General features: G+C 68.1%; 23 protein-coding genes. 9 read left to right on the top strand and 14 right to left on the bottom strand.

The window, feature by feature from the left end; translation table 11 throughout:
* Positions 1–48: 48 nt before the first annotated feature.
* The 5 genes from VEW47_12370 to amrB are packed head-to-tail and all read right to left on the bottom strand — an operon-like array spanning position 49 to position 6748.
* On the bottom strand, positions 49–1368 hold the full coding sequence (locus VEW47_12370) for a DUF92 domain-containing protein (protein ID HYS05979.1): 1320 nt from the start codon (positions 1366–1368) through the stop codon (positions 49–51).
* A complete protein-coding gene (locus tag VEW47_12375; protein ID HYS05980.1) occupies positions 1365–2378 on the bottom strand; it encodes an NAD-dependent epimerase/dehydratase family protein in 1014 nt (337 codons plus the stop codon). Before VEW47_12375 ends, VEW47_12370 begins: the two co-directional genes overlap by 4 nt.
* On the bottom strand, positions 2375–3256 hold the full coding sequence (rfbD, locus tag VEW47_12380; protein HYS05981.1) for a dTDP-4-dehydrorhamnose reductase: 882 nt from the start codon (positions 3254–3256) through the stop codon (positions 2375–2377). Before rfbD ends, VEW47_12375 begins: the two co-directional genes overlap by 4 nt.
* Positions 3253–5934, bottom strand: coding sequence for an LPS assembly protein LptD (gene lptD, locus VEW47_12385; GenBank protein HYS05982.1), 2682 nt, complete (start codon positions 5932–5934; stop codon positions 3253–3255). The genes rfbD and lptD overlap by 4 nt, the downstream gene beginning before the upstream one ends.
* Positions 5935–5938: 4 nt before the next feature.
* Positions 5939–6748: an AmmeMemoRadiSam system protein B gene (amrB, locus tag VEW47_12390; protein ID HYS05983.1), complete on the bottom strand. Its 810-nt coding sequence runs from the start codon at positions 6746–6748 to the stop codon at positions 5939–5941.
* Between the two features lie 155 nt (positions 6749–6903).
* Here amrB and VEW47_12395 point away from each other — a divergent pair, with 155 nt between their 5' ends.
* Entirely contained in the window at positions 6904–7812 is a 909-nt protein-coding gene (locus tag VEW47_12395; protein ID HYS05984.1) for a nitrilase-related carbon-nitrogen hydrolase, read from the top strand.
* On the top strand, positions 7809–9584 hold the full coding sequence (locus VEW47_12400) for a radical SAM protein (GenBank protein ID HYS05985.1): 1776 nt from the start codon (positions 7809–7811) through the stop codon (positions 9582–9584). Before VEW47_12395 ends, VEW47_12400 begins: the two co-directional genes overlap by 4 nt.
* Here the strand turns inward: VEW47_12400 and VEW47_12405 are convergent.
* The 3 genes from VEW47_12405 to efp form a co-directional block, all read right to left on the bottom strand.
* Positions 9573–11135 (bottom strand): hypothetical protein, encoded by a 1563-nt coding sequence (locus tag VEW47_12405; protein HYS05986.1) that lies wholly within the window; start codon positions 11133–11135, stop codon positions 9573–9575. The two genes, VEW47_12400 and VEW47_12405, sit on opposite strands and share 12 nt — an antisense overlap.
* Positions 11136–11247: 112 nt before the next feature.
* A complete protein-coding gene (locus tag VEW47_12410; protein HYS05987.1) occupies positions 11248–12051 on the bottom strand; it encodes a fumarylacetoacetate hydrolase family protein in 804 nt (267 codons plus the stop codon).
* Positions 12052–12054: 3 nt separating this feature from the next.
* On the bottom strand, positions 12055–12615 hold the full coding sequence (gene efp, locus VEW47_12415) for an elongation factor P (protein HYS05988.1): 561 nt from the start codon (positions 12613–12615) through the stop codon (positions 12055–12057).
* A 164-nt stretch (positions 12616–12779) separates the two neighbouring features.
* Between efp and VEW47_12420 the strand changes: the two genes are divergently transcribed.
* The 3 genes from VEW47_12420 to smpB are packed head-to-tail and all read left to right on the top strand — an operon-like array spanning position 12780 to position 15002.
* Positions 12780–13637 carry an NAD+ synthase gene (locus tag VEW47_12420; protein ID HYS05989.1) on the top strand — a complete coding sequence of 286 codons (858 nt, stop codon included), beginning with the start codon at positions 12780–12782 and terminating at the stop codon, positions 13635–13637.
* 4 nt (positions 13638–13641) lie between these two features.
* The gene (gene rsmI, locus VEW47_12425) at positions 13642–14523 is read left to right on the top strand and encodes a 16S rRNA (cytidine(1402)-2'-O)-methyltransferase (protein HYS05990.1); all 882 of its coding nucleotides are present in this window, start codon (positions 13642–13644) and stop codon (positions 14521–14523) included.
* On the top strand, positions 14520–15002 hold the full coding sequence (gene smpB / locus VEW47_12430) for an SsrA-binding protein SmpB (GenBank protein ID HYS05991.1): 483 nt from the start codon (positions 14520–14522) through the stop codon (positions 15000–15002). The genes rsmI and smpB overlap by 4 nt, the downstream gene beginning before the upstream one ends.
* Before the next feature lie 16 nt (positions 15003–15018).
* On the opposite strand, the gene VEW47_12435 is transcribed toward smpB, so the two are convergent.
* From VEW47_12435 to VEW47_12445, 3 genes are read right to left on the bottom strand one after another with little or no spacing between them, the layout of a single operon-like run.
* Positions 15019–15798: a thiazole synthase gene (locus VEW47_12435; protein ID HYS05992.1), complete on the bottom strand. Its 780-nt coding sequence runs from the start codon at positions 15796–15798 to the stop codon at positions 15019–15021.
* A gap of 5 nt (positions 15799–15803) precedes the next feature.
* Entirely contained in the window at positions 15804–16004 is a 201-nt protein-coding gene (gene thiS, locus VEW47_12440) for a sulfur carrier protein ThiS (GenBank protein HYS05993.1), read from the bottom strand.
* Between the two features lie 9 nt (positions 16005–16013).
* Entirely contained in the window at positions 16014–16673 is a 660-nt protein-coding gene (locus tag VEW47_12445; protein ID HYS05994.1) for a hypothetical protein, read from the bottom strand.
* 83 nt (positions 16674–16756) lie between these two features.
* Here VEW47_12445 and VEW47_12450 point away from each other — a divergent pair, with 83 nt between their 5' ends.
* Together VEW47_12450 and VEW47_12455 are read left to right on the top strand one after the other, a co-directional pair.
* Complete coding sequence (locus VEW47_12450) at positions 16757–17836, top strand: DUF1611 domain-containing protein (GenBank protein HYS05995.1); 1080 nt, start codon at positions 16757–16759, stop codon at positions 17834–17836.
* The gene (locus VEW47_12455; protein ID HYS05996.1) at positions 17833–18906 is read left to right on the top strand and encodes an enolase C-terminal domain-like protein; all 1074 of its coding nucleotides are present in this window, start codon (positions 17833–17835) and stop codon (positions 18904–18906) included. Before VEW47_12450 ends, VEW47_12455 begins: the two co-directional genes overlap by 4 nt.
* Here the strand turns inward: VEW47_12455 and VEW47_12460 are convergent.
* Entirely contained in the window at positions 18896–20305 is a 1410-nt protein-coding gene (locus VEW47_12460) for a sigma-54 dependent transcriptional regulator (protein HYS05997.1), read from the bottom strand. The genes VEW47_12455 and VEW47_12460 overlap by 11 nt on opposite strands.
* A gap of 261 nt (positions 20306–20566) precedes the next feature.
* Here VEW47_12460 and VEW47_12465 point away from each other — a divergent pair, with 261 nt between their 5' ends.
* Positions 20567–20776, top strand: coding sequence for a hypothetical protein (locus VEW47_12465; GenBank protein HYS05998.1), 210 nt, complete (start codon positions 20567–20569; stop codon positions 20774–20776).
* A gap of 120 nt (positions 20777–20896) precedes the next feature.
* Here the strand turns inward: VEW47_12465 and VEW47_12470 are convergent, their stop codons facing one another.
* Both VEW47_12470 and VEW47_12475 read right to left on the bottom strand, forming a co-directional pair.
* Positions 20897–22246 (bottom strand): EAL domain-containing protein, encoded by a 1350-nt coding sequence (locus tag VEW47_12470; GenBank protein ID HYS05999.1) that lies wholly within the window; start codon positions 22244–22246, stop codon positions 20897–20899.
* A gap of 13 nt (positions 22247–22259) precedes the next feature.
* On the bottom strand, positions 22260–23534 hold the full coding sequence (locus tag VEW47_12475) for a sensor domain-containing diguanylate cyclase (protein ID HYS06000.1): 1275 nt from the start codon (positions 23532–23534) through the stop codon (positions 22260–22262).
* Between the two features lie 315 nt (positions 23535–23849).
* Here VEW47_12475 and VEW47_12480 point away from each other — a divergent pair, with 315 nt between their 5' ends.
* Complete coding sequence (locus VEW47_12480) at positions 23850–24836, top strand: helical backbone metal receptor (GenBank protein ID HYS06001.1); 987 nt, start codon at positions 23850–23852, stop codon at positions 24834–24836.
* Positions 24837–24983 lie beyond the last annotated feature (147 nt).

A 24983-nucleotide genomic window follows, 5' to 3' on the forward strand; every position in this document is an offset into this window, starting at 1 on the left:
GCATGATCGTGCGATGCCGTCCGGGAGCGGGGCACCCGGCGGCCTGGTTCAGAGCAGCGCCAGGAGACCGATCCCGCTCAGCGAGCCGACCAGGGTGTTGGAGAAATTCACCGCCTCGTTGTCCATGAGCCCGCGGCTCTCGAGCGTGGCTCCCAGGACCGAGTCGGCCGTCGATCCGATGAACGCCGCGGCCAGCACGACACCACTGAAGCGTCCCTCCAGGAAACCCGCCGCGACCGCGACTCCGCACACGACGGCGGACGCGGCGAGGCCGGTCCACGTGCCGAGCCAGGACACCCCGCCGTTGGTTCCGGCGGGGACTCTCCGTAGCGTGGTGATCAGGACCGGGCGGCCGCCGTAGGCCCGGCCGATCTCGCTGCTCACGGTGTCGAACGCGGCCGTCGCGTAGGCGCAGACGAAGGCCAGACGGAAGACGTCCGGCGACGCGGCGGCCGCGATCAGGAACGCCAGATAGACGGCGACGCCGCAGTTCGCAAGGGCGTGCCGCGCGGATCGCGCCCCCTTCTTCTCCTGCGCGATTCCGAGCCGCTGCTTGCGGCGCAGCCCGAGGCGCGTCGAGGCGCTGCCGAGGACGAAGAAGGCGATCAGGACCAGAAATCCTCTCCAGGAGGCGAACGTGAACGTCAGAACGCCGACCAGGAAGCCGGCGATCATCCCCGATCGGTCGACCGCGCCGCTTCCACGGAACACGAGGGCCAGGATGAGGTTGCACACGACACCCAGGAGAAGCGACCGCCACAACGCGGGGGCCGCCTGGACCAGACGCTCGAGCTCGACCCGCTCCAGGCCGGCCAGGAAAACGGCCGACAGGATCGGCACCGTGAGATTGTCGTCCAGACGCCACGGGAGCGACTCCATGAAGGCGGCGAACACCGACGCCGTCGCCGCGAGGAGAGCCGCCTCCAGCGGTCTCCGCCCCATCCAGACGAGGACCGCCCAGGAGAAGGCGAAGGCCGCGACGGCGAACGCGCACGACCCCTCCATCGTCTTGGATCGATTCCAGGGGATCGGCGTGCGGCCGAAGCGGCGGCCGATCCAGCCCGCGGCGCTGTCCCCCGCCGCCAGGATCGCCCACGCCGCGCCCGCAATCTCCATGTGGCGGTGGAAGAGAAGCACGAGCAGGAGGACCGTCGCCGGATAGATGACGACACCGGAACGCCAGGGAGACTCGCGCTCGCCGCGCCTGAACAGCGAGGGACCGACATGCGGCAGGAGGAACAGGTTGAAGAGGACCGCCGCTCCGGCGGCGCAGGCGGCCTGCATGGGAGTGAGATAGGGAAGCAGGAAGGCCAGCCCCCCCATGGCGAAATGCACGACCCTGCGCGCCGTCTCACCCTGTGCCGTCATCGCCCCTGCCGCGCCGACGCTTCCGGGGAGACCGAACCGGAACGCAGCGCTTCGATCGTGCTCCGGAGACCCTCGCGCAGCGGCGTGATCTGGTAGCCCAGCTCGCGGACCGCGCGCTCGCTCGAGTAGACCCAGGAGTGACGAAAGGTCGCGATGGCCCCGTCCGTGATGTCCGGCGGCCGGTCCGTCAGACGTGCCCAGGCCCGCAGCAGGCGGCCGGCGGTCTCGGCCGCCCAGAAGGGGATCGCGAGGCGCGGAGGGCGCCGTCCGGTCAGCGCGTGCAGCAGGGCGAACAGCTCGTCCTGGCTGACGTTCTCCCCTCCCAGGATGTAGCCTCTCCCGGGTGCTCCCTTTTCCAGCGCGAGCCTGTGACCCTCGGCGACGTCGTCGGCATAGGCGTAACAGATGCGGGCCGGGGCGCCTCCGAGGCGGGCCTTCAGCCGACCGCCGAGGTAATCCATGAACACCCGGCCGAGCAGGTTCCCCTGCGTCATGGCCCCTGGGCCATAGACCACCCCGGGATAGACCGTCGTCACCGGGAGCCCCTCCCGCACCCGATCGCGCACCAGGCGATCGGCGACCCACTTGGTGCGCTCGTACTCCGTGCGGAAGCGGAACTCGTCGCGCTCGAAGGACTCGTCGCGGGGATCCGGGCCGGTCGGTCCAAGCGCCCCAATCGTCGAAGTGTAGAGCATGCGCCGCACGTGCCGTTGTTCCGCGGCGCGCAGGACCGCCGCGACCCCCTCCACGTTCACGCGGTCGAACTCGCGCCGATCCCGCACCCACATCTTGACGAGCGCGGCCATGTGCACGAGCGCGTCGCACCCGTCGAGCGCCCGGTCGAGGGATGCGGGCTCCAGGATGTCGCCTTCGACCGGAACGCAGCCGGCCGGCACGCTCGCCCCGCGGCCCGGTCGCACGAGCGCCCTGACGGCATGACCCGCCGATACGAGACGCGCGGCGACGTGGGCACCGAGATAACCGGTCGCACCGGTGATCAGGACCCTCATGGACCCCCCGAGCGCCGCGGTTCCGCGGCCAGGTAGTCGCGGAGCGCCTCCTGCCAGGCGCGCGGGCTTTGCCCCGTCAGGCGGCTGTAGAGCGAGGTGTCGAGCGCGGAATAGGCCGGCCGGACGGCGATCCGCCCGGCCTCCCCGGTCGTGATCGCCTTGAGCTCGCCGGTACCGGACCCGCCGGCGGCGAGGATCTCCCGCGCCAGATCGTATCGCGAGCAGACGCCCGCGTTGGCGAAATGAACCAGGCCCCTGGCGTTGCGGTCGATCAGGAGGAGGAGAGCGCGCGCGAGGTCCACCGCGTACGTCGGCGAGCCGAACTGGTCGTTCACGACACGGAGCGTGCCGCCGTTCGCGGCGCGCGTCCGGATGGAGTCCACGAAGTTGCTACGCCCGAGGCCATACAGCCAGGACGTCCGCACGATCAGGTGCTCGGATGTCGCCGCCGCGACACGCCGCTCCCCGTCCAGCTTGCTGCGGCCATACTCCGACAGGGGAGCCGGTGGATCGTCTTCGGTGTAGGGAACGCCGCGGCGGCCGTCGAATACGAAGTCGGTGCTCACCTGGACGACCCGGGAGCCGGTCGCGGCGGCCGCCATCGCGACGTTCCCGGCCCCCTCCGCGTTCACACGCCGCGCGCGGTCCCGGTCGATCTCGCAGCCGTCGACGTCGGTGTACGCCGCGCAGTTGATGACCACGTCCGGCCGAAGTCTCTCGACTTCGGCTTCCAGCCGGAAGCCGTCCGTCACATCGGCCTCGGCACGGGTCGCGGCGATCGTGCCGGGATACGCCTCCTCCAGCGCTTCGGTGACGGCTCTCCCCAGCATCCCGCCCGCGCCGAGGACCAGGCGCACGAGCGCACGGTCGGCGCTCACGGCGCGATCCCCGGGAACGTCCCCGGCAGCGCGCCCGCCGAACCCGACTGGAAATCGATCACGTTCCCCACACCCTTGAGATTGATCAGGAAGCGGAACTCACGCTGGCTGGAGCCGACGAAATTGCGGTTGAGGACCTCGAGCTGGAACCCGCAGCACTGCGTGTTGTAGCCGAACCGGTAGCGCTGGTCGCGCAGGCGAGGCTCGCCCGCCTGAATGTCTCCCAGTTCATAGTTCGTCTGCACGCCGAGGAGAAGCTTGCGGCCCCAGAAGCTCGTTTCTCCCTGCACACCGATCTGGCTGCGGTTGAACGGCTGCGCGAAACCCTGCCCCTGCTCGAACAGGGCGCGCGATTCGAGGTCCCGGATGCTGGACCAGGTCACATCGAGGAACCCGCGCTTGAGGCTGCGCAGGTTGGCGCTGAGGCTCGCCTCGCGGATCTGGCGGAAGAGAATATCATACGAGCTGCGCATGTCGACGCTCGTGTGCAGGGACGGGTTGACGCGCAGCGTGGCCTGCACCGGCCCGAAGTTGCTCTGCAGCGGCGTGAACGCCGACCCCAGCGCCGACGACACGCTGAGAGGCCCGAGGAAAGAATAGTCCTGGCTGATCTCGAGCGATGCGATCTCGACGGTGCTCAGGCGTTTCTTCTCTTCGTCTTCCTCCTTCGACGCCTGGCTCCCGCCGCCCGCCTGCTGCTGCTCCTGCTGCTTGCGCTGCAGGAGCTCCCGGGTCTTGGCGTACGGATCGATGCGGCCGCCCCCGACGAAGGTCGAATTCGCGGGACCGTACAGGGCGCTCATCTGCTCCGTCCCGCTGATCGGACGCTTGGCGAACAGCCTGCTCACGACCGCGTACGTCGCCAGATTGGCGTTGCCCCCGATGGCGTCGATCTGGTCGAACGGGATCACCCGATCCGGATCGGCGACCCTCGACAGGTAGGTGTAGGTGATCTGCGGCTCGATGGTGTTCTTGTACTGCGGCGAGAATTTCGAGTTCGGACGGTCGAAGACGCGGCTGAGCTTCGGCCCGATCAGCGTCAGCCCCCCCTGGTAGATGCGCCGGTCGAACGGCTGATCGCTGATGATCGTGTTCTCGTGATCGAAGACGTTGTTTCCTTCGCCGAAGTCGAGAGTCCCGGGAAGATTGTCGCAACCGAGATCATCCGCGGCGTCGAACACGCCGTTCAGGTTCTGGTCGCGCTCCGAGTCGACGATCCCGTTCCCCTCGCCGAAGTCCCCCGTGTTCGGGATGTTGTCGCAGCCGAGGTCGCCGCGCTGGCTCTTGGTGTAATAAGTATCGCGGACGCCGAAGCTCGCGTTCACGTCGAGCCAGGGCACTGGCGAAAGCTGCGACGACAGCACCGGGAATACATCGAACCGACCATAGCCCGTGCCCGGGGTCCCTTTGTCGAAGAGATCCGCCGACGACTCGAGAGTGAGGAAGAAGGGCAGGGTGCCGAGCCGCTGCCGGCGACCGCGGAGCTCGATCCCCGGCTGGATCCAGCGCGTGATCGTCTCCTCCTGCGTCTGGGAGAACGGTCCGTCGAACGCGGGGTCGACCGCCACGTTGACCAGCTGTTCCCGGCGCTCGCTCCGGAGGTTGAGTGAATAGAACCCCCAGGTCCGGGTCATGAAGAGGTTGCTCACCGCCTGGGGGTTGGTGGAGAGGCGCAGGTCCCGCTCGAAATCCCGATAGTAGTCGAAATCGCTGATGAAGTTGGCGGTCGCGACCAGCTTCCAGCCCTGGCCGAAGACCTGGTTGTGACCGTAATTGATCACCCAGCGATTGGTGGGAATCCCCTGGATGTCCTCCTCTTTGGCGATCTGGTCGCGGATGAAGTAACCGGTGAAGTAGCCGCGGCCGTTCTCGCTCGGCATGTAGCGGTATTCCAGTCCCGTGCCGAGCCCCGCCAGCGACATGTAATCGAGATAGAGGGTCGCGTCCATGTTGCGGCGGATGGCCCAGTAGAGGGCGTTGCTGAGGATGGTGCCCGAGCGACGCGAAAACCCGAACTCGGGGAACAGCAGACCGGAGGCGCGGTCCGATTTCACCGGCCAGACGAGGTACGGCGAGTAGAACACGATGACGTGCCCTATCTTGAACCTCGGATTGTGCAGGTAGGCGTAATTGTCCTGCCGGATCAGCGCCCGTTCGATCTTGAAGCTCCAGTAAGGCACCGGCTGGGTGCAGGCCGTGAAGGTCGCGTCGTACAGGACCATCTCGTCCTTGGAGATCTTCTCGACCCGGTCGGCCTCGAAGTAGTACGACGGCTCCGCGTACCCCCGGGCCGTGTAGAAGACTCCCGTTTCAGTGTCCAGGTTGTACGTGAGTCGTTCGGCGGTCAGCCGCGACGTCCCCTGGTCGAGGATGACGTTGCCCAGAGCCGTCACATCCTTGGTGGACGGCAGATAGCGGACGTAGTCCGCCTGCAGCCGGGTATCACCGTACTTGATGTCGACGTATTCCTTGAGGATGAGCTCGTCCTTCCCGATGATCGAGCCCGGGCCGGCGGCGATCTCGAGGGCCTTGCCGCCCGGTCCCTCCCCCACGAACTTCCGCTGCCGCTCGGGTGGCGCCGGGGTGGGGGTGGCGGAGGGTTCCTGCCGCGCGACGGCGGCCCCGCAGAGGGTAGCCGCGAGAAGGAGCCCGATGGCGATCTTGGGGGGGGCGGGCATGCGATCAGGTGACGGCGACGCCGGCGTAGCCGACGACCGAGCGGTGATCCCCGGTCGTCTCTCCCGAATGGGAATAGGCGACGAGACGCGCCTCCCGGGCTCCGATGCGGCGCGCCGCTTCCAGCCCCGCGACCGCGGGGGCGACCCCGCACATGCTGATGTCCTCCTCCAGGACGACGCGGTGCAGTCCCTCGGGATCGAGGGCCAGGACACGCTCGATCGCCTTATGATCCTGCCGCGCAGCCACGGTCGCCGGCACATAGTGGGACATGTCGCTGCTGACGATCAGCAGGACGTCCCCGCCCGCCCCCTCGATCGCGGACGCAAGCCCCCTCCCGAGGTCGAGGAGGGTTTCGAGATGGTGGGTCCCGACGCACACCGGCACGAACGTGACGTTCCCCACCAGGTACTGCAGGAATGGCAGATGGACTTCGAGAGAGTGCTCGCGTCGATGCGCCGCCGAGTCGACACGCACCTCACGGCAGCCCTCGAGAACACCCCGCGCCAGGGATGAATCGACGGGCACGGGTCCGAGCGGAGTGTCCCATTCCCCCTCGTCGTTGATCGCCAGCGCCTCGCCCTCTCCCGTGTGATTCGGGCAGAGGATGAGGACCCGTCGGGCCAGCCGCGCGGCCGTGTATGTCTCCCCCGCCACGCGGCCCGAGTACATGTATCCGGCGTGCGGGACCATCAAAGCCACACCGCGCGGCTCCGCGGGAGGAAACTTGCCCTGCGTCAGGGTGACCAGTTCGTTTTTGAGACTCTGCGGGTCGGCCGGATAGAACTGCCCGGCCACGGCGGGTCTGCGGATCATCGCGCTCCCGGCCCATCGAACGAGATGCAAAAAGCCCAGTCATCCTAACAGATGGCGTGGCCAAAGTAAAGAAAATGGGACACTTGCATTGTTTCCCGGACCCCCCTGTGCTACGATCCGCACCTTCACGCTAAGCTCGAGGCGGAGGAAATGGCATGGCGCGGCGAAGCGCACGACGCGGTTCGAGCGCACGGGCGCGCATCGCCCTGGCGCAGATGGAGCCGATCCTCGGTGACGTCGAAGCGAACATGTCGCGGCACGTCGCGTGGGCAAGGCAGGCGATTTCCAGGGGGGCCGATCTGCTCGTCTTTCCAGAGCTCAGCCTGACGGGATATCTGCTCCAGGACCTGGTGGCCGACGTGGCGGTGTCCCTCGATCGACCGGAGCCCATCCGGCCGCTGCTCGAGACGAGCCGGCGGATCGCGATGGTCGTCGGACTGGTCGAGGAATCCACGGGTCATCGCTTTCACAACAGCGCCCTGTTCCTCGCCGGCGGGCGGGTGCGCCACGTCCATCGCAAAGTCTACTTGCCGACCTACGGCATGTTCGACGAGGGACGATTCTTCGCCGCCGGCGACCGCATCGAGGCGTTTCCCACGCCGTTCGGCCGGATGGGAATGCTCATCTGCGAAGACTTCTGGCACCCCTCCTCCGCGCTGGTCCTCGCGCAGGACGGCGCGGATTGCCTGCTGGTGCTGTCGGCCGGACCCACCGAGGCGATCGGGAGGCAGGGTGGCTCGATCGGTCAGGCGACCTGGAGGAACCTGGCGAGGGTGACGGCTCAGATGCAGACCCTGTTCGTCGCGTACGTCAACCGCGTGGGTTTCGAGGACGGGGTGAACTTCGCGGGTGGCTCGTGCGTCATCGATCCGCTCGGCGAGTGTCTCGCCGAGGGACCGAGTCTCGAGGACGGGCTGGTGGTCTGCGACCTCGAGCGCTCCACCCTGCGCCGGGCGCGCACGTTCTATCCCCTGCTGCGCGACGAGCGCCTGCCGGTCCTGGCTCGCGAGATCGAGAGGCTGCTGACGCTTCCGGCGCCGGGCCGGCCGCGGAGGACCGCGTGAAGATCGTCCTCGCCTACCGGTGTCACGATCTCGGGAGAATGGAGTTCTATTCGCGCTTCACTCCCCTGGGCCTGGGATACATCAACGCCCTCCTGCGCTCCCGCGGCTACGACTCCCGGATCCTCAACTGCAGCGCCTGGTCCTGGAAGAGGACCGAGCGCTTCCTGAAGGAGGAGCGTCCGGATGTCCTCGGAGTCTCGGTGTTCACCTTCAACCGCCACGAGGCGATGCGGCTGGCCGCGCTGGCGCGCAAGGCCGTTCCCTCATGCTTCATCGTGGCGGGCGGGCCGCACGCCACCCACCTGCCGCATCATCTCCTCCTGGGCTATCCGCAGATCGACGTGGTGGTGCGCGGCGAAGGGGAGGAGACGATGCTCGACCTGGTGCGGGCGCGCGAGCGCGGGGACCCGAACCCTCGCCTGACCGGGATACCCGGCATCACCTTCCGATCTCCGGACAAAGCAGACGGGAAGCCGGATGTCCCCACGTGCGCCCTGCCGACCGCAACCCCGGGGAAGGAATGCCTCGACACACCCGACAGGCCGGTCATCGCCGACCTCGATCGGCTGCCGCATCCCGCCGTAGATCCGGCCACGATCGGCGTGGATCCGGTGACTCAGTTCGAGTTCATCATCACGTCGCGCGGCTGCCCGGCGGCCTGCACCTTCTGCTCCTCCCCCGATTTCTGGGGCCGCGGCCTGCGATTCCGATCGGCCGCGAGCATGGTCGAGGAGGTGCGCCTGCTGCGCGAGCGGCACGGTGTCGTGTACGTCTCCGTGCGTGACGACACGTTCACGGTCCACAAGAAGCGCGTCGTCGACTTCTGCAGGATGCTCATCGAGCAGAAGATCGATCTGCTGTGGGACTGCCAGTCGCGTGTGAACGCCGTGGACGAGGAGCGCCTGGTCTGGATGCGGCGCGCGGGGTGCACGCACATCCAGTACGGCGTGGAATCGGGTTCGCCGCGGATGCTCGAGAGGCTCAACAAGGGGATCACCCTCGAGCAGGTGCGGGCCGCGGCCCTGGCGACGCGCCGCGTCGGGCTCGGTCTGTCGATCTACCTGATCACCGGGATCGACTCGGAGACCGACGACGATCTCGCCGCCACACTCCGGCTCATCGAGGAGATCCGCCCGCACGACGGCCTGGTCTCACCCATGACCGTCTACCCGGGCACGGCGCTGTACGAGGAGGCGAAGACCCGCTTCGGACTGGGGGACGACTACTGGGCGCGGGAGCGGGGCGAGGCGTACTACGTCCGCGAGGACCCCTGGACCCGTCGCTCGGTGCGAACGCTGGCGGCCGCGCTGCGGCGGACGGGGCGCCAGGCGGCCTACGGCCCGGACGATTTCGATCGACAGCGCGCCGTCGTGGGCGACTGCTACGCCCTGCGTCTTTCGGCCGGGGAATACTGGCAGCGCCGCGGCGCCTGGGGCCGGGCGGGAGCGGAGTACCTGGCGATCCTGCGCGACAACCCGCGCTCCCTGTGGGCACGCATGCGCCTCGGAACCCTGTCTCTGCGCCGGAGGAAACTGGCGGAGGCCTCCGGGCACTTCCGGGCGGCCGCCGAGATCGCGCCGGCCTTCCACCTGGCGCACAGCCTCCTCGGCGGCGCCCTGCTCAGGATGAGGCGTCGTGATGAGGCCGCCGCGTCCTTCGTCCGCGCCCACCTGCTCGACCCCGGCGATCCTCAGACCCGGTCCCGGGTGCGCCGCCTGGCCCCGGGCTTCCTGTCGATCGACCGGGAGCGGGCGGCCGCGTCAGTCTCCTGAAGTCGCGTCCTTCCAGGGCACCCCCGCTCCCCAGCCGGGACAGTACACGATCATCGTCCGGTCTCCGCAGATCAGGTTGTCTTCGAGGTCCACACGAAGGATCGCCTCGCCGAGGGCGTCCTGGAAGAAGCGGCTGGGATACCAGGACGGGAAGAGGACGACGTAATCGGGTTTGCGCGCCCGCAGGAACTCGAGAAGACCGGCCTCGCTGGCCCCGTTCCAGCCGCGGCCCGCCGCGGCGGGGATCGCCGGCCGCAGATAGGGAATGATCTCCGGCGAAGCGAGACCGGTCAGGTCGAGGATCGGCGCCTCCGTGGCGTAGCCGATGGCGCCGATGTCGTTGGTGGCGATCGTGCCCGGTCCTCCGGGCCTCTCCCTGAGCCAGCGCCCGATGTGCATCTGCATGTCGGTGATATTCTTCACTTCCCTCGCGTAGCGGTCCATTCCGGTCCAGGTCCCCCAGGCGGAGAGCGCCACGATGACCCCGATGGTCGCGCGCCTGATGCCCCGCCCCGACAGGCGTCCCGGGAGGGCGAACAGACCGATGCCGCCCGAGACGACCATCGTGGCGACGATCGGAGCGATGTAACGCTGCTCGTGGAACAGGGGCCCCCCAAAGGGGGCCGCGATCGCCATCACGGAGGGCAGCAGAAGCCCGATCATCCAGGGCAGGTGCGTGCCGGGCCGCCGCTCCAGGAAGCGCCGGAACCCGATCGGCGCGAGAAGGAGGAGCGCCCCATTGTCACGCAGCAGCGCCGCGAGGAGCGGGACGAGATAAAGAGAGGGATTCGAAACCACGATACCCGGCACCAGGTCCGTCCGCCCCTCGAGCACCGCCGACAGGACGCCATGGCGGCCGACCTTCGCCTGGAACGAGCCGGGAAGCCACAGCCCGGTGAGCATCCGATCGAGCAGGAACGGGGCGAACGACGCCCCCGCGCAACCCAGCGTCGACCCAAGCGCCGCGGCCTTCGAGAACGGACGCATCCGGAGCAGCGAGTCCACCAGAACGAACGTCGGCAGCGCCGCGAGCTCGGGCCGTACCATCCCGGCGGCGGCCGCGAACCCAAGAGATGCGCGGGTCCGACCGTCGAACGCCGCGAGGATGGTTCCCAGGACGAGGGTGGCGGCGAGATTCGTTTCCATCCCGGACAGGCCCGCCCAGGGGAAGGGATGGGTCCCCACAATCAGGAGGCCGCACAGGAGCCCCGCCTCGCGGTCACTCGTGACCCTCGCGGCAAGTCGATAAGCGACCGCCGCCAGGGCCGCCGTCGTCCCGATGCCGACCAGGTAGGCCGCCCACGGAAACGGCAGGCCGGCTGCGGCCGGCACGGCGAGGAGCAGGGTCCAGAGGGGAGCGCTGGACGCAGCCGAATGCTCTCCTGGATTGAAACCGAACCCCCGGCCCTGGGCCAGGCTCCGGGCGAGGCGGGCGTGTATCCAGGCATCGTCGAGGGGCAGGCCGGCTTCGCCCGCGGCGCGCCTGCCCGCCAGGAGATACAGCGCGCCGATGAGCAGGATCGCGGCGGCGATCGCGGCGGCGCGCCTCACGCCCTCGCTTCCCGGACCCAGGGGCGCGCCCCGACGGGAGCGTCGGTGCCCAAGGACGCCACCGTGTTCTTCTCCTGGCCGGGGGACGCGTCCGCGGTCCCCGCGCCGTGGCTCATGGGGCCGACCGATCCGCCTCCACCCTGTTGGTGAGACGTCCGATCCGATCGATGGATACGGTCACTTCATCATCCGGGTGGAGGGGCCCCACGCCTTCGGGGGTCCCGGTGGCGAGGAGATCTCCGGGCAGGAGAGTCATGACTCCGGACACGAAGCAAACGAGCTCGGCGACGCCGAAGATCATGCGGGATACCGGGGACGACTGGCGCCGCCGGCCGTTGACGAACGTCTCCACGGCCAGATCGTCCGGGCGCAGGCCGATGGCGATGACCGGCCCGCAGGGGCAGAACGTGTCGAACCCCTTGGCCCTTGTGAACTGGACATCCGACTTCTGGAGATCCCGGGCGGTGACGTCGTTGACGCACGTGTATCCGAGCACGTAGTCGAGCGCGCGCGATGCCGGAACGTGCCGTGCCCTGCGACCGATGACGACGCCCAGCTCACCTTCGAAATCGACGCGTCCGCCGGCCGCGGGCAGGAGAATGGTTCCGCCCGTCGGCAGGATGGACGACGGCGGTTTCAGGAAGAGCAGCGGCTTTTCGGGTGCGTCGTGGCCGAGCTCGGCGATGTGATCCCGGTAATTGCGCCCGACCCCGACGATCTTCGACGGCGCGCACGGCGGCAGGGGCTCCCACCCGGCGACCGGCACGCTCTCCCGCGCGGCGCGTTCCGGAAGAAGGAACGGATCGTCTGCGAACGGATCCCCCTGGATCGGGCGCGCCCGCCCGTCGTCGTCGAGGAGAGCGAAGAAGGTCAGGCGGCCGTCGCGGAAACGGGCCAGCCGGAGAACGGCCCCCACGGATCACTTCGCCCGCTCGAGATACTTCCCTTCGGCCGTATCGATGCGCACGACGTCACCCACGTCGATGAACTGCGGCACGCTGACCTGGAGCCCGGTCTCGAGAACGGCCGGCTTGCCGCTGTTGGAGGCCGTCGCCCCCTTCATCCCCGGCTGGGTCTCGACCACCTTCAGGTCGACGGTGATCGGAAGTTCGACCCCGACGGGCCGGTGCTCGTAGAACTCCACCAGGACCTTGGTGTTTGGAACCAGGTAGTCGACCACCTGCCCGAGATCCTGCCGGGTGATGGCGACCTGGTCGTAGGTGTCGGTGTTCATGAAATGGAAGTCGTCCCCGGAGGCGTACAGGAACTCCATCTCGTGCTCCTCCAGGTCCGCCTTCTCGACGCGATCCTCCGAACGAAAGCGGTACTCGAAGCTGTTTCCGGACTTCAAGTTGCGGAGCTTGGCCTGCACCATGCCGCGCCAGTTTCCGGGTGTGATGTGCTGGACGCTCAGGATGCGGCACAGGTTTCCTTCGTGGAGGATCGCCATGCCGGAACGCAATTGTGTCGCCTGGATCATCGCTCGGTCCTTCGCCTTGGATGCCGGTGCTGCGCCCGTCCATCGTTCCGACCCGCGGATTATACCGGCCGCACAGCGGGCCTGCAAGCCGCATCCGGCGCGCCCTACGCAAAGGCGGGCGGGCGTCGTTGACAGGTCTCCCGTCGCGGACTTAGGCTCTCGCAATGAGGGCGCGAAACGAGCAACGGACGTTCGATATCCCGGCCGACCTCGACTTCGAGGCTTCGACCGCCGCCGCGCTGCTGGCCGATTTCATCCGGCGGGAGACCCGCAAGGCGGGATTCTCGCGCGCCGTCCTGGGGCTTTCGGGCGGTGTCGACTCCGCCGCCACGGCGGCTCTGGCCGTGCGGGCGCTGGGGGCCGGGAACGTCGTCTGCGCCCTCCTCCCCTACCGCACGTCGAGTCCGGACAGCCTGAGCGACGCCCGCCTCATGGTCCGCCTCCTCGGGACGAGGAGCGTGCGGCTTGCGATCACGCCGATGATCGACGCCTACTTCGAGCGACAGAGACGGGCGTCGGCGCTCCGGCGCGGCAACAAGATGGCGCGCGAGCGGATGGCGGTGCTCTACGATCTTTCGGCCCGCGAGCGGGCGCTGGTCGTGGGCACGAGCAACAAGACCGAGCTGCTCCTGGGGTACGGAACGATCTTCGGTGACCTGGCCTGCGGGATCAATCCGCTCGGGGACCTGTACAAGACCCAGGTCCGGGGGCTGGCGCTGCACCTCGGCGTGCCCGGCCACATCGTCCTCAAGACCGCGACCGCCGACCTGTGGCCCGGCCAATCGGACGAGCAGGATATCGGGGCCCCCTACGTGGAGGTCGACCGGCTCCTTCATCTCCTGGTCGACCGGCGCGCGTCGCCTCAGGAGGCCATGGCTCTCGGGTTCGCGCGTCCGATGGTCCGGCGCATCACCAGGCGCATCAGCGCGACGCAGTTCAAGCGGCGGACGCCGCTCATCGCGAAGGTCTCGCCGCGCACCGTCGGGATCGACTTCCTGTATCCACGCGACTGGGGAAGATAGGTTGATGGGCTCCGAGCGAGGGGCGCGGGGGACGCTCTATGTCGTCGGCACCCCGATCGGCAATCTGGACGATCTGTCTCCACGGGCCGTCGAGGCCTTCGCCGCGAGCGATCTCATCGCGTGCGAGGACACGCGCCGCTCCAGGACCCTGTTGTCGAGGCACGGACTCACGACACGGCTCGTGAGTTATCACAAGTTCAACGAGATGCGCCGCCTTCCGGACCTTCTCGAGACGCTCGGTCGTGGTGGTCGGGTGTCCCTGGTGAGCGATGGCGGGACTCCGGGAATTTCCGATCCAGGAGCGCGCCTCGTGAACGCCGCCCGGAGCGCGGGCCACGTCCTCGTTCCGATCCCGGGCGCCTCGGCGATCACGGCCCTCCTCTCGGTCAGCGGCCTCGACCCGGGCCCCTTCACGTTCATCGGCTTCCTGCCCCACCGCAAGGGTGAACGGCGGAGAGCCCTCGAGTCCTTGCGCGCCGAGCCGCGTCCCCTGCTGTTCTTCGAGTCGCCCCGACGCGTCGTCGCGACGCTCACGGACGCTCTCGAGATCCTGGGTGATCGCGGCGCGCTCCTGGGGAGAGAGATGACCAAGGTGCACGAGGAGTTCGTCGCCGGCACGGTCCGTACGCTGATCGCGGCGTTCGAGGGACGCGAGGCCCGGGGAGAGATAGCGTTCCTGCTGGCCGGGGCGGGCCCATCCCCCTCCGCCGCCGCGGCCCCGGTCGGGCCGGAAGCCCGACCCCGCGAGGGGCCCGGCCGCCGGGTGCGCCTCCTGATCGAGTCCGGCGTGGATCGCAAGGAGGCGATGCGGCGCGTGGCGCGGGAGACGGGTCTCTCGCGTCGCGACCTCTATCGCATGATCCTGCGCGATCGGGAGGAGGAGTGAGCCGCGGGAAGGACAAGGATCCGGCCGGTCGCGTGCTGGCGTCGAACCGCCATGCGTTCCACGCCTATTTCATCGGGGAGCGCCATGAGGCCGGCCTGGCGCTGCTCGGGACGGAGGTGAAGGCGCTGCGCGAGGGGAAGGCGAACCTCAAGGACGCCTTCGCGCGGGTCGACGGACGCGAGGTCTACCTGCACAACTGTCACATCTCCCCCTATTCGCACGGCGGGTACGCCAATCACGATCCGCTGCGCCCGCGCAAGCTCCTCCTGCATCGCCGCGAAATCCTCAGGCTGGCGCAGGAGACGCGCTCCGGCGGCCAGACGCTGGTCCCGTTGCGCCTCTACCTGTCGAAGGGCCGGGTGAAGGTCGAGATCGCGCTGGCCAGGGGGAAGAAGCTCTGGGACAAGCGCCAGGCGATCAAGGAGAGGGACCAGGAGAAAGAGGCGCGGGCCGCGGTGCGTGAGAGACGCCGTTCCTGAGAGGCGGTTCCTGCGGTCAGCGAACGATCCCCTGGAGCGGGCTGCTCGCCCGGGCGTGGAGTTTCTTCGGGATCCGGCCGGCCTCGAAGGCGAGCCGGCCGGCCTCGACCGCCAGCCGCATGGCGCGGGCCATTTTCACAGGATCGTCCGCGCCGGCGATCCCGGTGTTCATCAGGACCCCGTCGGCGCCGGTCTCCATCACGATGGCGGCGTCCGAGGCCGTTCCTACCCCGGCGTCCACGATCACCGGCACGTCCCTGATCTCCTCGAGGAGGATCCTGAGATTTGCGGGGTTCTGGATCCCGAGACCCGAGCCTATCGGCGCCGCCAGCGGCATCACCGCCGCCGCGCCCGCGTCGCGCAGACGCTTCGCAACCACCAGGTCGTCGTTCGTGTACGGCAGGACCGCAAACCCTTCCTTGACGAGAATCCGGGTGGCCAGGAGCAGACCCTCGTTGTCGGGGAACAGGGTCCTCTCGTCGCCGATGACCTCGAGTTTCACCAAGTCCGAAAGACCGGCCTCACGCCCGAGACGCGCGGTGCGCACGGCCTCCTCCGCGGTGAAACACCCCGCCGTGTTGGGCAGGAGGGTGATGCGGGCGGAGTCGATGTAGTCGAGCAGCGACTCTCCGCCTCTCCGCGACAGATCCACGCGCCTCACGGCGACCGTGACCATCGAGGCGCCGGACGCCTCGATCGCGCGCCGCATGACATCGAAGTCCGGGTACTTCCCCGTGCCTACGATCAGACGCGACGGATAGCTTCGCCCCGCGATGGTGAGGGTCCCGGTCTGCACGGTCGTTATCCGCCCCCGACGAACTGCACGAACTCCACCCGATCCCCGTCTCGCAGGGTGCTGCGGACGAAGTCCGCGCGCCGCAGGACGTCACCGTTCAATTCCACCGCCACCCTCCCCGGTGCCACGCCCAGTGATTCCAGGAGAGCCAGGACCGTGATGTCCGGCGCCGCCTCGCGATCCTCCCCGTTGAGAATGATGGTCACGCGCCCCGCTCACCCCGCGGCCTTGCGTGCCGGCTTCTTGATCACCTGCTTGATCTCCGCGCTCTCCTTTCCGGAGGAGGCCTGGATGATCAGCGCCGCGGTCCCCTCCTCGAGCAGGGGCAGCGGACAGGAGAGCGACACCTGCCCCGCGTCATCGGTTGCGCCCTCCACGAGCGTCTTCGGCTTGTCGACTGTGCTGATCAGCTTCACCCTCACCTTCGCCCCGCCGACGCCCTGACCGGTCGAGGAACGACCCACGAAAAGGGCCAGACGGGCCGTCTCGCCCTCGACGAATCCGTCCGATCCCGTCATCCTCAGGGCAATCCGCTCCGTGGCCGCCTGCGACAGGAGCCAGTCCATGACGACCTCATCGAAGCTCTTGTGGGAGATGATCCCCTCGCCGAAGGGGCGGATCTGCTTGCTGTCGTACTTGCCTTCGCGGATGTCGAGAATCATGCGGTTGTGCTGCGTCTCGATCCGCTCGGCGATCTCCTTTTCGTCGATGCCCTTGACGAGAAGATCGGCATACGATGTGCGGCGCGCCGCCAGGATCTCTCCCCCCACATAGATCAAGGTCTCGATGATCGGATTCTGCTGGCCCTTGTCTTCGGTCTGGACGTGGAAGGTCTTGCCCTGGTGCTGGACGTCCGTGTTGAAACCCGTGACCATGCGGCCATCTTAGGGCAAGCCTCGAAAGGGCGTCAAGGACGCGGCCGCGCGTGCGATCCACCTGTGCTACAGTCCCGGCGATCATGACGGACACGATCGGCGACGGCACTGCGGTGGTTCTCTGCGACGGCGGTTTCGGGACGACCGAGGGGAAAACTGCGCACGGATTGGTGCGCCACACGGAGCGTTACCGGGTCCTGGCCGTCATCGACGGAAGCCTGGCGGGCCGGGACGCGGGCGATGTCCTCGACGGCACGCCTGCCGGGATCCCGATCGTCCTGGACCTCGAGGAGGCGATCCGTGCGGCGGGTCGCCGGCCCGATTATCTGGTCGTGGGCGTCGCCACCCACGGCGGGGTCCTGCCGGACAGGCTTCGCCCGACGATCGCCAGGGCGCTGACACGCGGCATCAACGTCGACTCCGGCCTGCACGAACTCCTCGGCGATGATCCGGAATTCTCCTCCCTGGCCCGGACGAGCGGCGCCCGGATCCGCGACGTCCGGCGCACTCCCCCGAGCGGGGACATGCACGCCTTCACCGGGCGGATCCTGGACGTCGCCTCGATCCGCGTCGCCGTGCTCGGAACCGATTCCGGTGTCGGCAAGCGGACGACCTCCGTCCGACTGGTTCAGGGTCTCCGTTCACGGGGGATGAGAGCCGTCCTGGTCGGGACCGGCCAGACCTCCTGGATGCAAGGCGTGCGCTACGGTCTGATCCTGGACAGCCTGGTGAACGACTTCGTCAGCGGCGAGATCGAGCACCAGGTGCTGCGCGCGTTTCGCGAGGAGAAGCCCGATGTCATCGTCATCGAGGGCCAGGGATGCCTGACCCACCCCGCCTACCCCGGCGGCTTCGAGATCCTGGCGGGGGCCCGGCCCGACGGTATCGTGCTGCAGCATGCCCCGGCGCGCGTGCACTACGACGGCTTTCCCGAGTTCCCGCTGGCGGGTGTCGAGAAGGAGATGACGGTCATCCAACTGCTCAGCGGCAAGCCGGTCGTAGCGATCGCTCTGAACCACGAGGGCCTGGCGCCCGAGGAGGTGCGGACGCAGGCGGCGGCCTGCCGCGCGCGGTACGGAATTCCGTGCTGCGACGCGCTCCGTGACGGGGTGGAGCCGATCATTGAGGAGCTCCATCGCCGGTTCCCGCGCCTGCCGGGATGATCCGCGTCGCCCGCGTCGAGGTGATCCCGATTCCCTTCCGGCTGGTCGAGGGTTACCGCATCGCCGGCCATTCCTACTCGATCGCCGAGAACATCATCGTCAAGGTCGACACGTCCGACGGGCGCACCGGGTTCGGCTGCGCCGCACCGGCGGAGGAGGTCACACGCGAGACACCCGCCGCCGCACGGCACGCTCTGGACGACCGCCTCGTCCCGCTCCTCCGCATGTCCGACGCCGCCGATCCCTCCGACTTCGCGCGCCGCGCTCTCGAGGCGGCCCCCTCGTCGCCGGCCGCCCGCGCAGCCTGCGAGATGGCGCTCTTCGATCTCGCCGGGCTCCGCGCGCGCGTCCCGCTGGCGCGCGTCCTCGGGATGAAGCGGGATCGCCTTCCGACCAGCATCACCCTCGGGATCGACGAGCCGCGGCCGACGCTCGAACGCGCCAGGCGGCACGTGGCCGCGGGATTCCGAATCCTCAAGCTGAAGATCGGCGAGGACTGGAAGGACGACCTCGGAACCGTGCGCCTGCTGCGCGAAGCGCTGGGTCCGGGGATCCTTCTGCGCGCGGACGCCAACCAGGGATACTCCGAGGATGCGGCCCGCCATTTCCTTGCGGGGCTTCCCCCCGGGTCGCTCGAGCTCATCGAACAGCCGACGGCCGCCGCCGACCTCTCCCTCCTGCGCCGCCTCACCGACGAGTTCGAATTGCCGATCATGGCGGACGAGTCGGTCCTCGGCGCGGCCGACGCGCGCCGCCTGGCGGAGGCGCGCGCCGCCGATCTGGTGAACATCAAACTGATGAAATCCGGCGGCCTCTGCGAAGCGCTCGACATCGCGCGCGTCACGCGGGCCGCCGGGATCGGAGGCATGATCGGATGCATGGATGAGTCCCGCATCGGCATCGCGGCCGCCCTGCATTTCGCCCTGGCCGCCTCCAACGTCGAGCGCGCCGATCTCGATGGGCATCTGGACATCGCCGACGACGTCGCCGAGGGAGGCCTGCAGATCGCGAACGGCGAGATCCTGCCTCTTCTCGACCGGGACGGGCTGGGGGTTTCGGTCAGGCTCTGACTGCGGCCGCTGCCGGGCCCGGTTTCCGCCCGCGACGACCGGGAACGCGGAGACCGTAGGTCCGGATCTTGCGCTGCAGCGTCCGCAGGCCTATGTGCAGGCTGCGGGCCGCGTGCGTGCGGTTGCCGTCATGATGATGCAGCGTCCGGCGGATGTGCTCGCGCTCCATCTCACGCAGGGTGGTTCCGACCCGCGGGCGGGCACGCACGGTCTCGGAACTCGTGTCGCCGCGCACGCCGGCCGGCAGGTCGCTCTCGCGGATGGCGTCCCCGGGGTGCGTGATGGCCGTGCTCTCCAGCACATTCTTCAGCTCCCGCACGTTGCCGGGCCAGGGATGGCGCTGCAGGCGGCGCACCGCCTTCGCGGTGAGGCGCCGCGCGCGCAGTCCGTTGTCGCGCCGGACCTGCTCCAGCAGCACCCGCGCCAGCTCGGGGATGTCCTCCTGACGCTCGCGCAGGGGCGGCACGCGGATGGTGATGACCTTGAGCCGGAAGTAGAGATCGTCGCGGAACCGGCCGCGACGGATCAGGTCCTCCAGGTCGGTGTTGGTCGCGGCCAGCACGCGCACGTCGACGCGCAGCTCACGGCTGCCGCCCACGCGCATGAACTCTCTCTCCTCCAGAACGCGCAGGAGCTTGGCCTGCGTGAGCAGATCCATGTCGCCGACCTCGTCGAGGAAGATGGTTCCGCCGTCGGCGAGCTCGAACTTTCCCTTCTGCCGCCCGACCGCGCCCGTGAACGCGCCCCGCTCGTGCCCGAACAGCTCGCTCTCGATGAGATTGACGGGGATGGCCGAGCAGTTGATCGCGATGAAGGGGGCCTCCCGCCGGGGCGAGTTGAAATGGATGGCCTTGGCCACGAGCTCCTTCCCCACGCCGCTTTCGCCGAGAATGAGGACCGTGCTGCGTGCCACGGCCACCTGAAGGATCTGGTCCCGCACCCGGCGCATCCCCGCCGACCGGCTCACCAGATTACCGACGAGATACTTGCGGCTCAGCTCGTTCTGAAAATGAATGGCGCGGTCGCCCGCGTGCCGCCACTCCAAGATGCGCTCCAGCCGGGAACGGACCTCGGCCTTCTCCAGGGGACGCACCAGGTAGTCGTCGGCGCCGTGCTCGAGGGCGTGGATGGCGCGTCGCACGGCGTCTTCGGTCGTGAGCACCAGGATCGACGGGATGGACGTGTGGGCGCGGAGCCGGGCCACGACGTCCTCGTCTCCGTCCCCGACCAGCGACGAATCCAGGAGCGCCATGTCGAAATCCTCCCGTGCCGCAAGATCGAGCGCTGCGGCGGGTGTCGCGACCGAGCGCACGTCCATCCCCAGCCCCCGGAGCATGAGCTCCACTTCGAAGCGCTGGGCCGGATCGATCAGCAGGATCTGCTTGCCGTGGACGAGCACAGGGAACCTCGAGCGACGTCGAAGTCTGTCACTTTGGCGCATTTCTGTCAACAAACAAATGCGTCAGAGTGGCCGAGTAGGGAAATTTTCGGCCCGGGCGGAGCGCCACGGAGGGTGACTCCCTCCCAATCGCAGCCTGCAACAGACTGTTTTACATGAGGTTACGGTGATGTTATACATCATGATACGTCGGACCGGATTGCAAAAACCTGGCAGGATTATTGCTTCTCTGGATAAACAACCTTCGGGAGGACGCCCGGGATGAGGAAGAAGAAAGCCGCACTCGGCAAGAAGCAGTCCACCAGGATTTCGAACGGAATGGTCGACTTCAGCTACGCGAACGTTTCATACCAGATCGACCCGACCCGCAGAAAGGTCTATCACCAGTGGATCGAGGTCGAGACCGCCAAGACGTGCCTGATCATGGGGGCCTGGTCCCAGACGCGGGTGCAGGAGAAGCGGGCGGTCTAGTGCTCGTTGCCTTTCTCTAACCAGCCCGCGAGGGCTGAGGTACGTCACCGGAACCACACAACTCACACCTGAACAGAGCCGCTTCGGTAATCATGAAGCGGCTCTCCTTCTTTCGGGGTCCTAATCCTCGAGGGCGCTGAGGTCGGCCTTCGGGAAGGGCGCGCCCGGCCGTGCGAACAGGTACCCCTGCGCGTAGCGCACCCCGATCGATTGGAGACAGCGCAGCTCCTCGACCGTCTCGACGCCCTCGGCGATCAACGTGATCCCGGAGCTGGTCGAGAATCGGGCGATCGTCCCGGTGAGGTCCTGCTTGATCGGGTGCAGGTGGATGTCGCGGATCAGCGCCATGTCGATCTTGATGAAGTCTGGTTTGATCTCGGCGATCGATTTCAGCCCCGAGTATCCCGAGCCCACGTCGTCCACGGCCAGCCGGAATCCGTGGAACTGGAGATAGCTCAGGAGCTGGCGCAGTGAGGTGAAATCGCGGACGGCGGAATGCTCGGTCATCTCCAGCACGACCTGCGACGGCTTGAGATTCGAGTCGCGCAGGAGCGCGAAGGTGGCTTCCGAGCGCAGCGCGGGATCGTGAATCGAGTCGGGCTCCATGTTCAGGAACAGGAGCTGCTCGTCGTCGAGGCCGCGCGCCGAGCGGATAGCCCGCTCACGGCAGAGCCGCTCGAGCTTCCACACCGAGTCGTTGTCATAGGCCGCCTTGAACAGCTGGTCCGGCCCGGCGAAGGCCTCAGGCGAGACACGGGTCAGCGCCTCGAACCCGACGATTCGCTTCTCCAGCAGGTCGACGACCGGCTGGTACACCGGGTGGATCGCCTCCGTCTTCAGAATCATCTTCAGCTTCAGGGAGGCGTCGTGCTGCTCCTTCTTGCGCTGCTGGAGCGAATCGGTGAACGCCTGCTCCAGGGCCGAGTACACCAGGCGCTCGAAGCGCACCGTGGCGTTCTGCACCAGGACGGTGCAGCCGACGTAGAGTCCAAACGTTTCCTGCACGTCGGCCGGAAGGCCATCCCGCACGAAGCGCTCCAGCCTGGCCGCGACGCGGCGGCGCACCTTGTCGATGTCCGGGTACGCGACTCCCTGCCTGCCGCGCGGCGGCGACAGGAGAATCACGAACGCGTTGCCGCTGATCATCACCTCGGACACGTAGTCGTCCCGCCGGAGCGCAACCTTCTTGATCTCGAGCAGGAAGGCCGCGACGCTGCGTACCAGCGATTCGTATCCCTGCCAGCCCAGCGTCTGCTCTCCGCGCTCGTTCTGGAGCACGCTGATGGAGAGCAGGCCGAGATGGTGCGACTCCTTCAGCAGACGGCGGATGCGACCGAGGAGGAGCGGGACCGTCGGCAGATCGGTCAGCTCGTCGTACAGCAGGTCCGTGAGGGCCCCGGCGGTGCTCCTGCCCGCGAGCTCCCCTCTCTGCTTGAGGTCCTTCACCAGTTTCCTGCGGCGACTCTGCATGGGGGGGGCGGTCTCAGCCGTTGTTCACGTTGTAGTACGCGTCTTCGGAACCGTCGGAGAAGTATTTCGTCTCCGCGCGGAGGACCCGGTTCCGTCCCGCCTGCTTGGCGCGGTACAGCGCTGCGTCGGCGGCCGCGATGAGGTCCGGGCCGTTGCGACCGTCGTCGGGGAACGTGGCGACCCCGCCGCTCAGGGACACGATCTTGAGCGGCTGGCTCTCCCGGTTGGCGTACGGGTGTTCGGCGACCCTGGCGCGGATCCGTTCCGCCGCGACCATAGCCCCGTCCTTGGGCGTCTGCGGCAGGATGACGATGAACTCCTCGCCGCCGTAGCGCGCCGGCGTATCGTCCGGCCGAACCATGTCGCGCAGGATCTGCCCCGTGAACTTGAGGACCTCGTCCCCCGCCTGGTGCCCCTGCGTGTCGTTGTAATGCTTGAAGTGATCCAGGTCGAAGATGAACAGCGAAAACGGATAGTGCCCCTTCTCCGCCTTGAGAATTTCGTCCGACAGGCGGCTCATGAAGAAACGCTTGTTGAAGAGCTTGGTCAGACCGTCCGAGTTCGCCATCTCCTGGACCTGCGAGAACAGCGCGTTGTTGTGCAGCGCGATGCTGCCCAGGTCGGCGATGAGGTTCAGCAGGGTCTTCTCGTACTTGTAGTGCTTCGTGATCCCGCCGACACTGATGACGCCGGACACGCGTCCTTCGTGCACCATCGGCGCGCACAGCTCGGTCTTGAAACGGAAGTGGGCCGGGACATCGAGGCTCGCCCCCGACTGGCGCATCTCCCTGATGAAATCGTTGGTGTCCATGGGGACCTTGTGCTGCGCCACCCATCCGATGCGACCCTCGCCCAACTTCACCTGGAAACCGAGCTTGACGTCCTCCGCCAGACCCCGCTGCTGGTGCAGGATCAGCGTATCGACGCGCTCGTCCAAGAGGAAGAGCAGGACCTGACCTGGGGCGAACAGGCGCTCGGAGATCTTGGTGAGCAGCGGGGCGATCGCGCGCCGCTCCATGTGCGAATTGATCTCCTTGGTGAAGTCGGGGAGCAGGAGGAAGAAGCTCGACAGCGCGGTGTTCTCGGCCTCCAGGCGGGCCGCGGTGGATTTCAAGTCGCGCAGCGCCGAGACGTCTCCATCGGAACGGACGGGGCGGCGCACGGATCGCGATCCCCCGCCCATCCGTCCCAGGAGCCAGCCGAGGAAGATGGCCCCCAGGATGCCGCAGCCCCATCCCCATGGCGGCACCCCGCGGAGGGTCGCCAAAGCCGCGCTGACGGAATCCATCTGGTTCCGACTCCCCGTCGGACCTCCTGGAAGGAGGCATGACCTGCGTTCACCCGCGCAAACTTAAGGTCCTGAGATGGGCAATTCAAGGCGCCGGCCGCCGCCGGACGGTCGCCGCGACACGGGGGAGGCCTGTCGATCGGTCGTCTCGGACGAAGGTGTCAATTTTCCGACGGGCGGCCGCGCCGTGGCAGGCCGAGCGCATTTTCATCTGGACCGGCGAGGAGGTTTCTTGACAGCCGCCGGTCGGCGCTCTAGAGTGGCCGGCCTTGCGTTTCGGAGGGCGGCGGGAGGCCCCGCGGAGAACGTCCTGACATGCTCGAGCGTCGATCCGACTGCCCGCACCGGCACGTTCCGCCTGTTGTCCTCCTGTGCGCCGTGCTCGCCGGCGGACTTCTTCCCGGGTGCGATCGAAGGCAGCCCGGGGCGGAGACACGCATCCTCACGGACGGGCTGGGGCGCACGGTCCGGCTGCCCCCGCGCCCACGGCGCATCGTGTCTCTGGCGCCGAGCGTGACCAGCTCGCTACTGGCGCTGGGCGCGCGGGATCGTCTCGTGGGCGTGACCGACTTTTGCGTCCTGCCGGCCGGTGACGCGCCGGTCGCTCGCATCGGAGGCATGCTGAATCCAAGCCTCGAGACGATCCGCGGTCTCGGTCCCGATGTCCTGGTCGCCACCACGAGCGGGAACGACCCCTCCTTGGCCCGGGAGGCGGCCTCGATAGGCCTGCCGCTCTACACGATTCACACACCCGATGTCGAGAGCGTGCTCCGCTCCCTCCTCGATCTCGGGCGCCTCATCGATGAACCGGAGCGTGGACGGGTCCTCGTAGCCGATCTCAGGTCGCGGCTTTCGACCGTCGCGTCCGGCATCGCCTTGGACCGGCCCGTCAGGGTGCTGTTCGTGGTCTGGGGCGATCCGCTGGTCGTCCCCGGGCGTTCGTCCTTCCTGACCGACGCGCTGGCGCGCGCCGGCGGTACGTCGATCACGTCCGACGCCGCGGCTGCCTACCCCACGTTCGACGTCGAATCGGCGATCATGCGCGCCCCCGAAGCCATCCTGACCACGCAGCAGAATCGGGCCGTCCTCGATCGACTGCGCGCGGAGCCGGCCTGGTCAAGGGTGCCGGCGGTGAGATCCGGAAGGTTGTTCGTGGTGAGTGAGTCGATCGAGCAGCCGGGTCCCGAGGTCGTGTCCGGCATCGAAGAGGTCGCCCGGCGGCTCCATCCGCGGGTCTTCGCGGCCCCGGGCGCGGCCGCTTCTCCCGCCCCCCGCCGGGAAGGGAGGCGCGTGTCTCCATGAACAAGGAAGCCGTGCGAGCCTTCGGCCCGCACGGCGGGGGAATCGGAGGCGGGCACCCGTCTGCCCGTCTCCAATAGTTGAATTGTCCCACGCCCCCTCCGGGCGGTCCACTTCTCCCTGCAACCTCCGGTGCATCCATGCAGCAGG

This window comes from Candidatus Dormiibacterota bacterium, assembly GCA_035635555.1.
Taxonomy (GTDB): Bacteria; Acidobacteriota; Polarisedimenticolia; order Gp22-AA2; family Gp22-AA2; genus Gp22-AA3.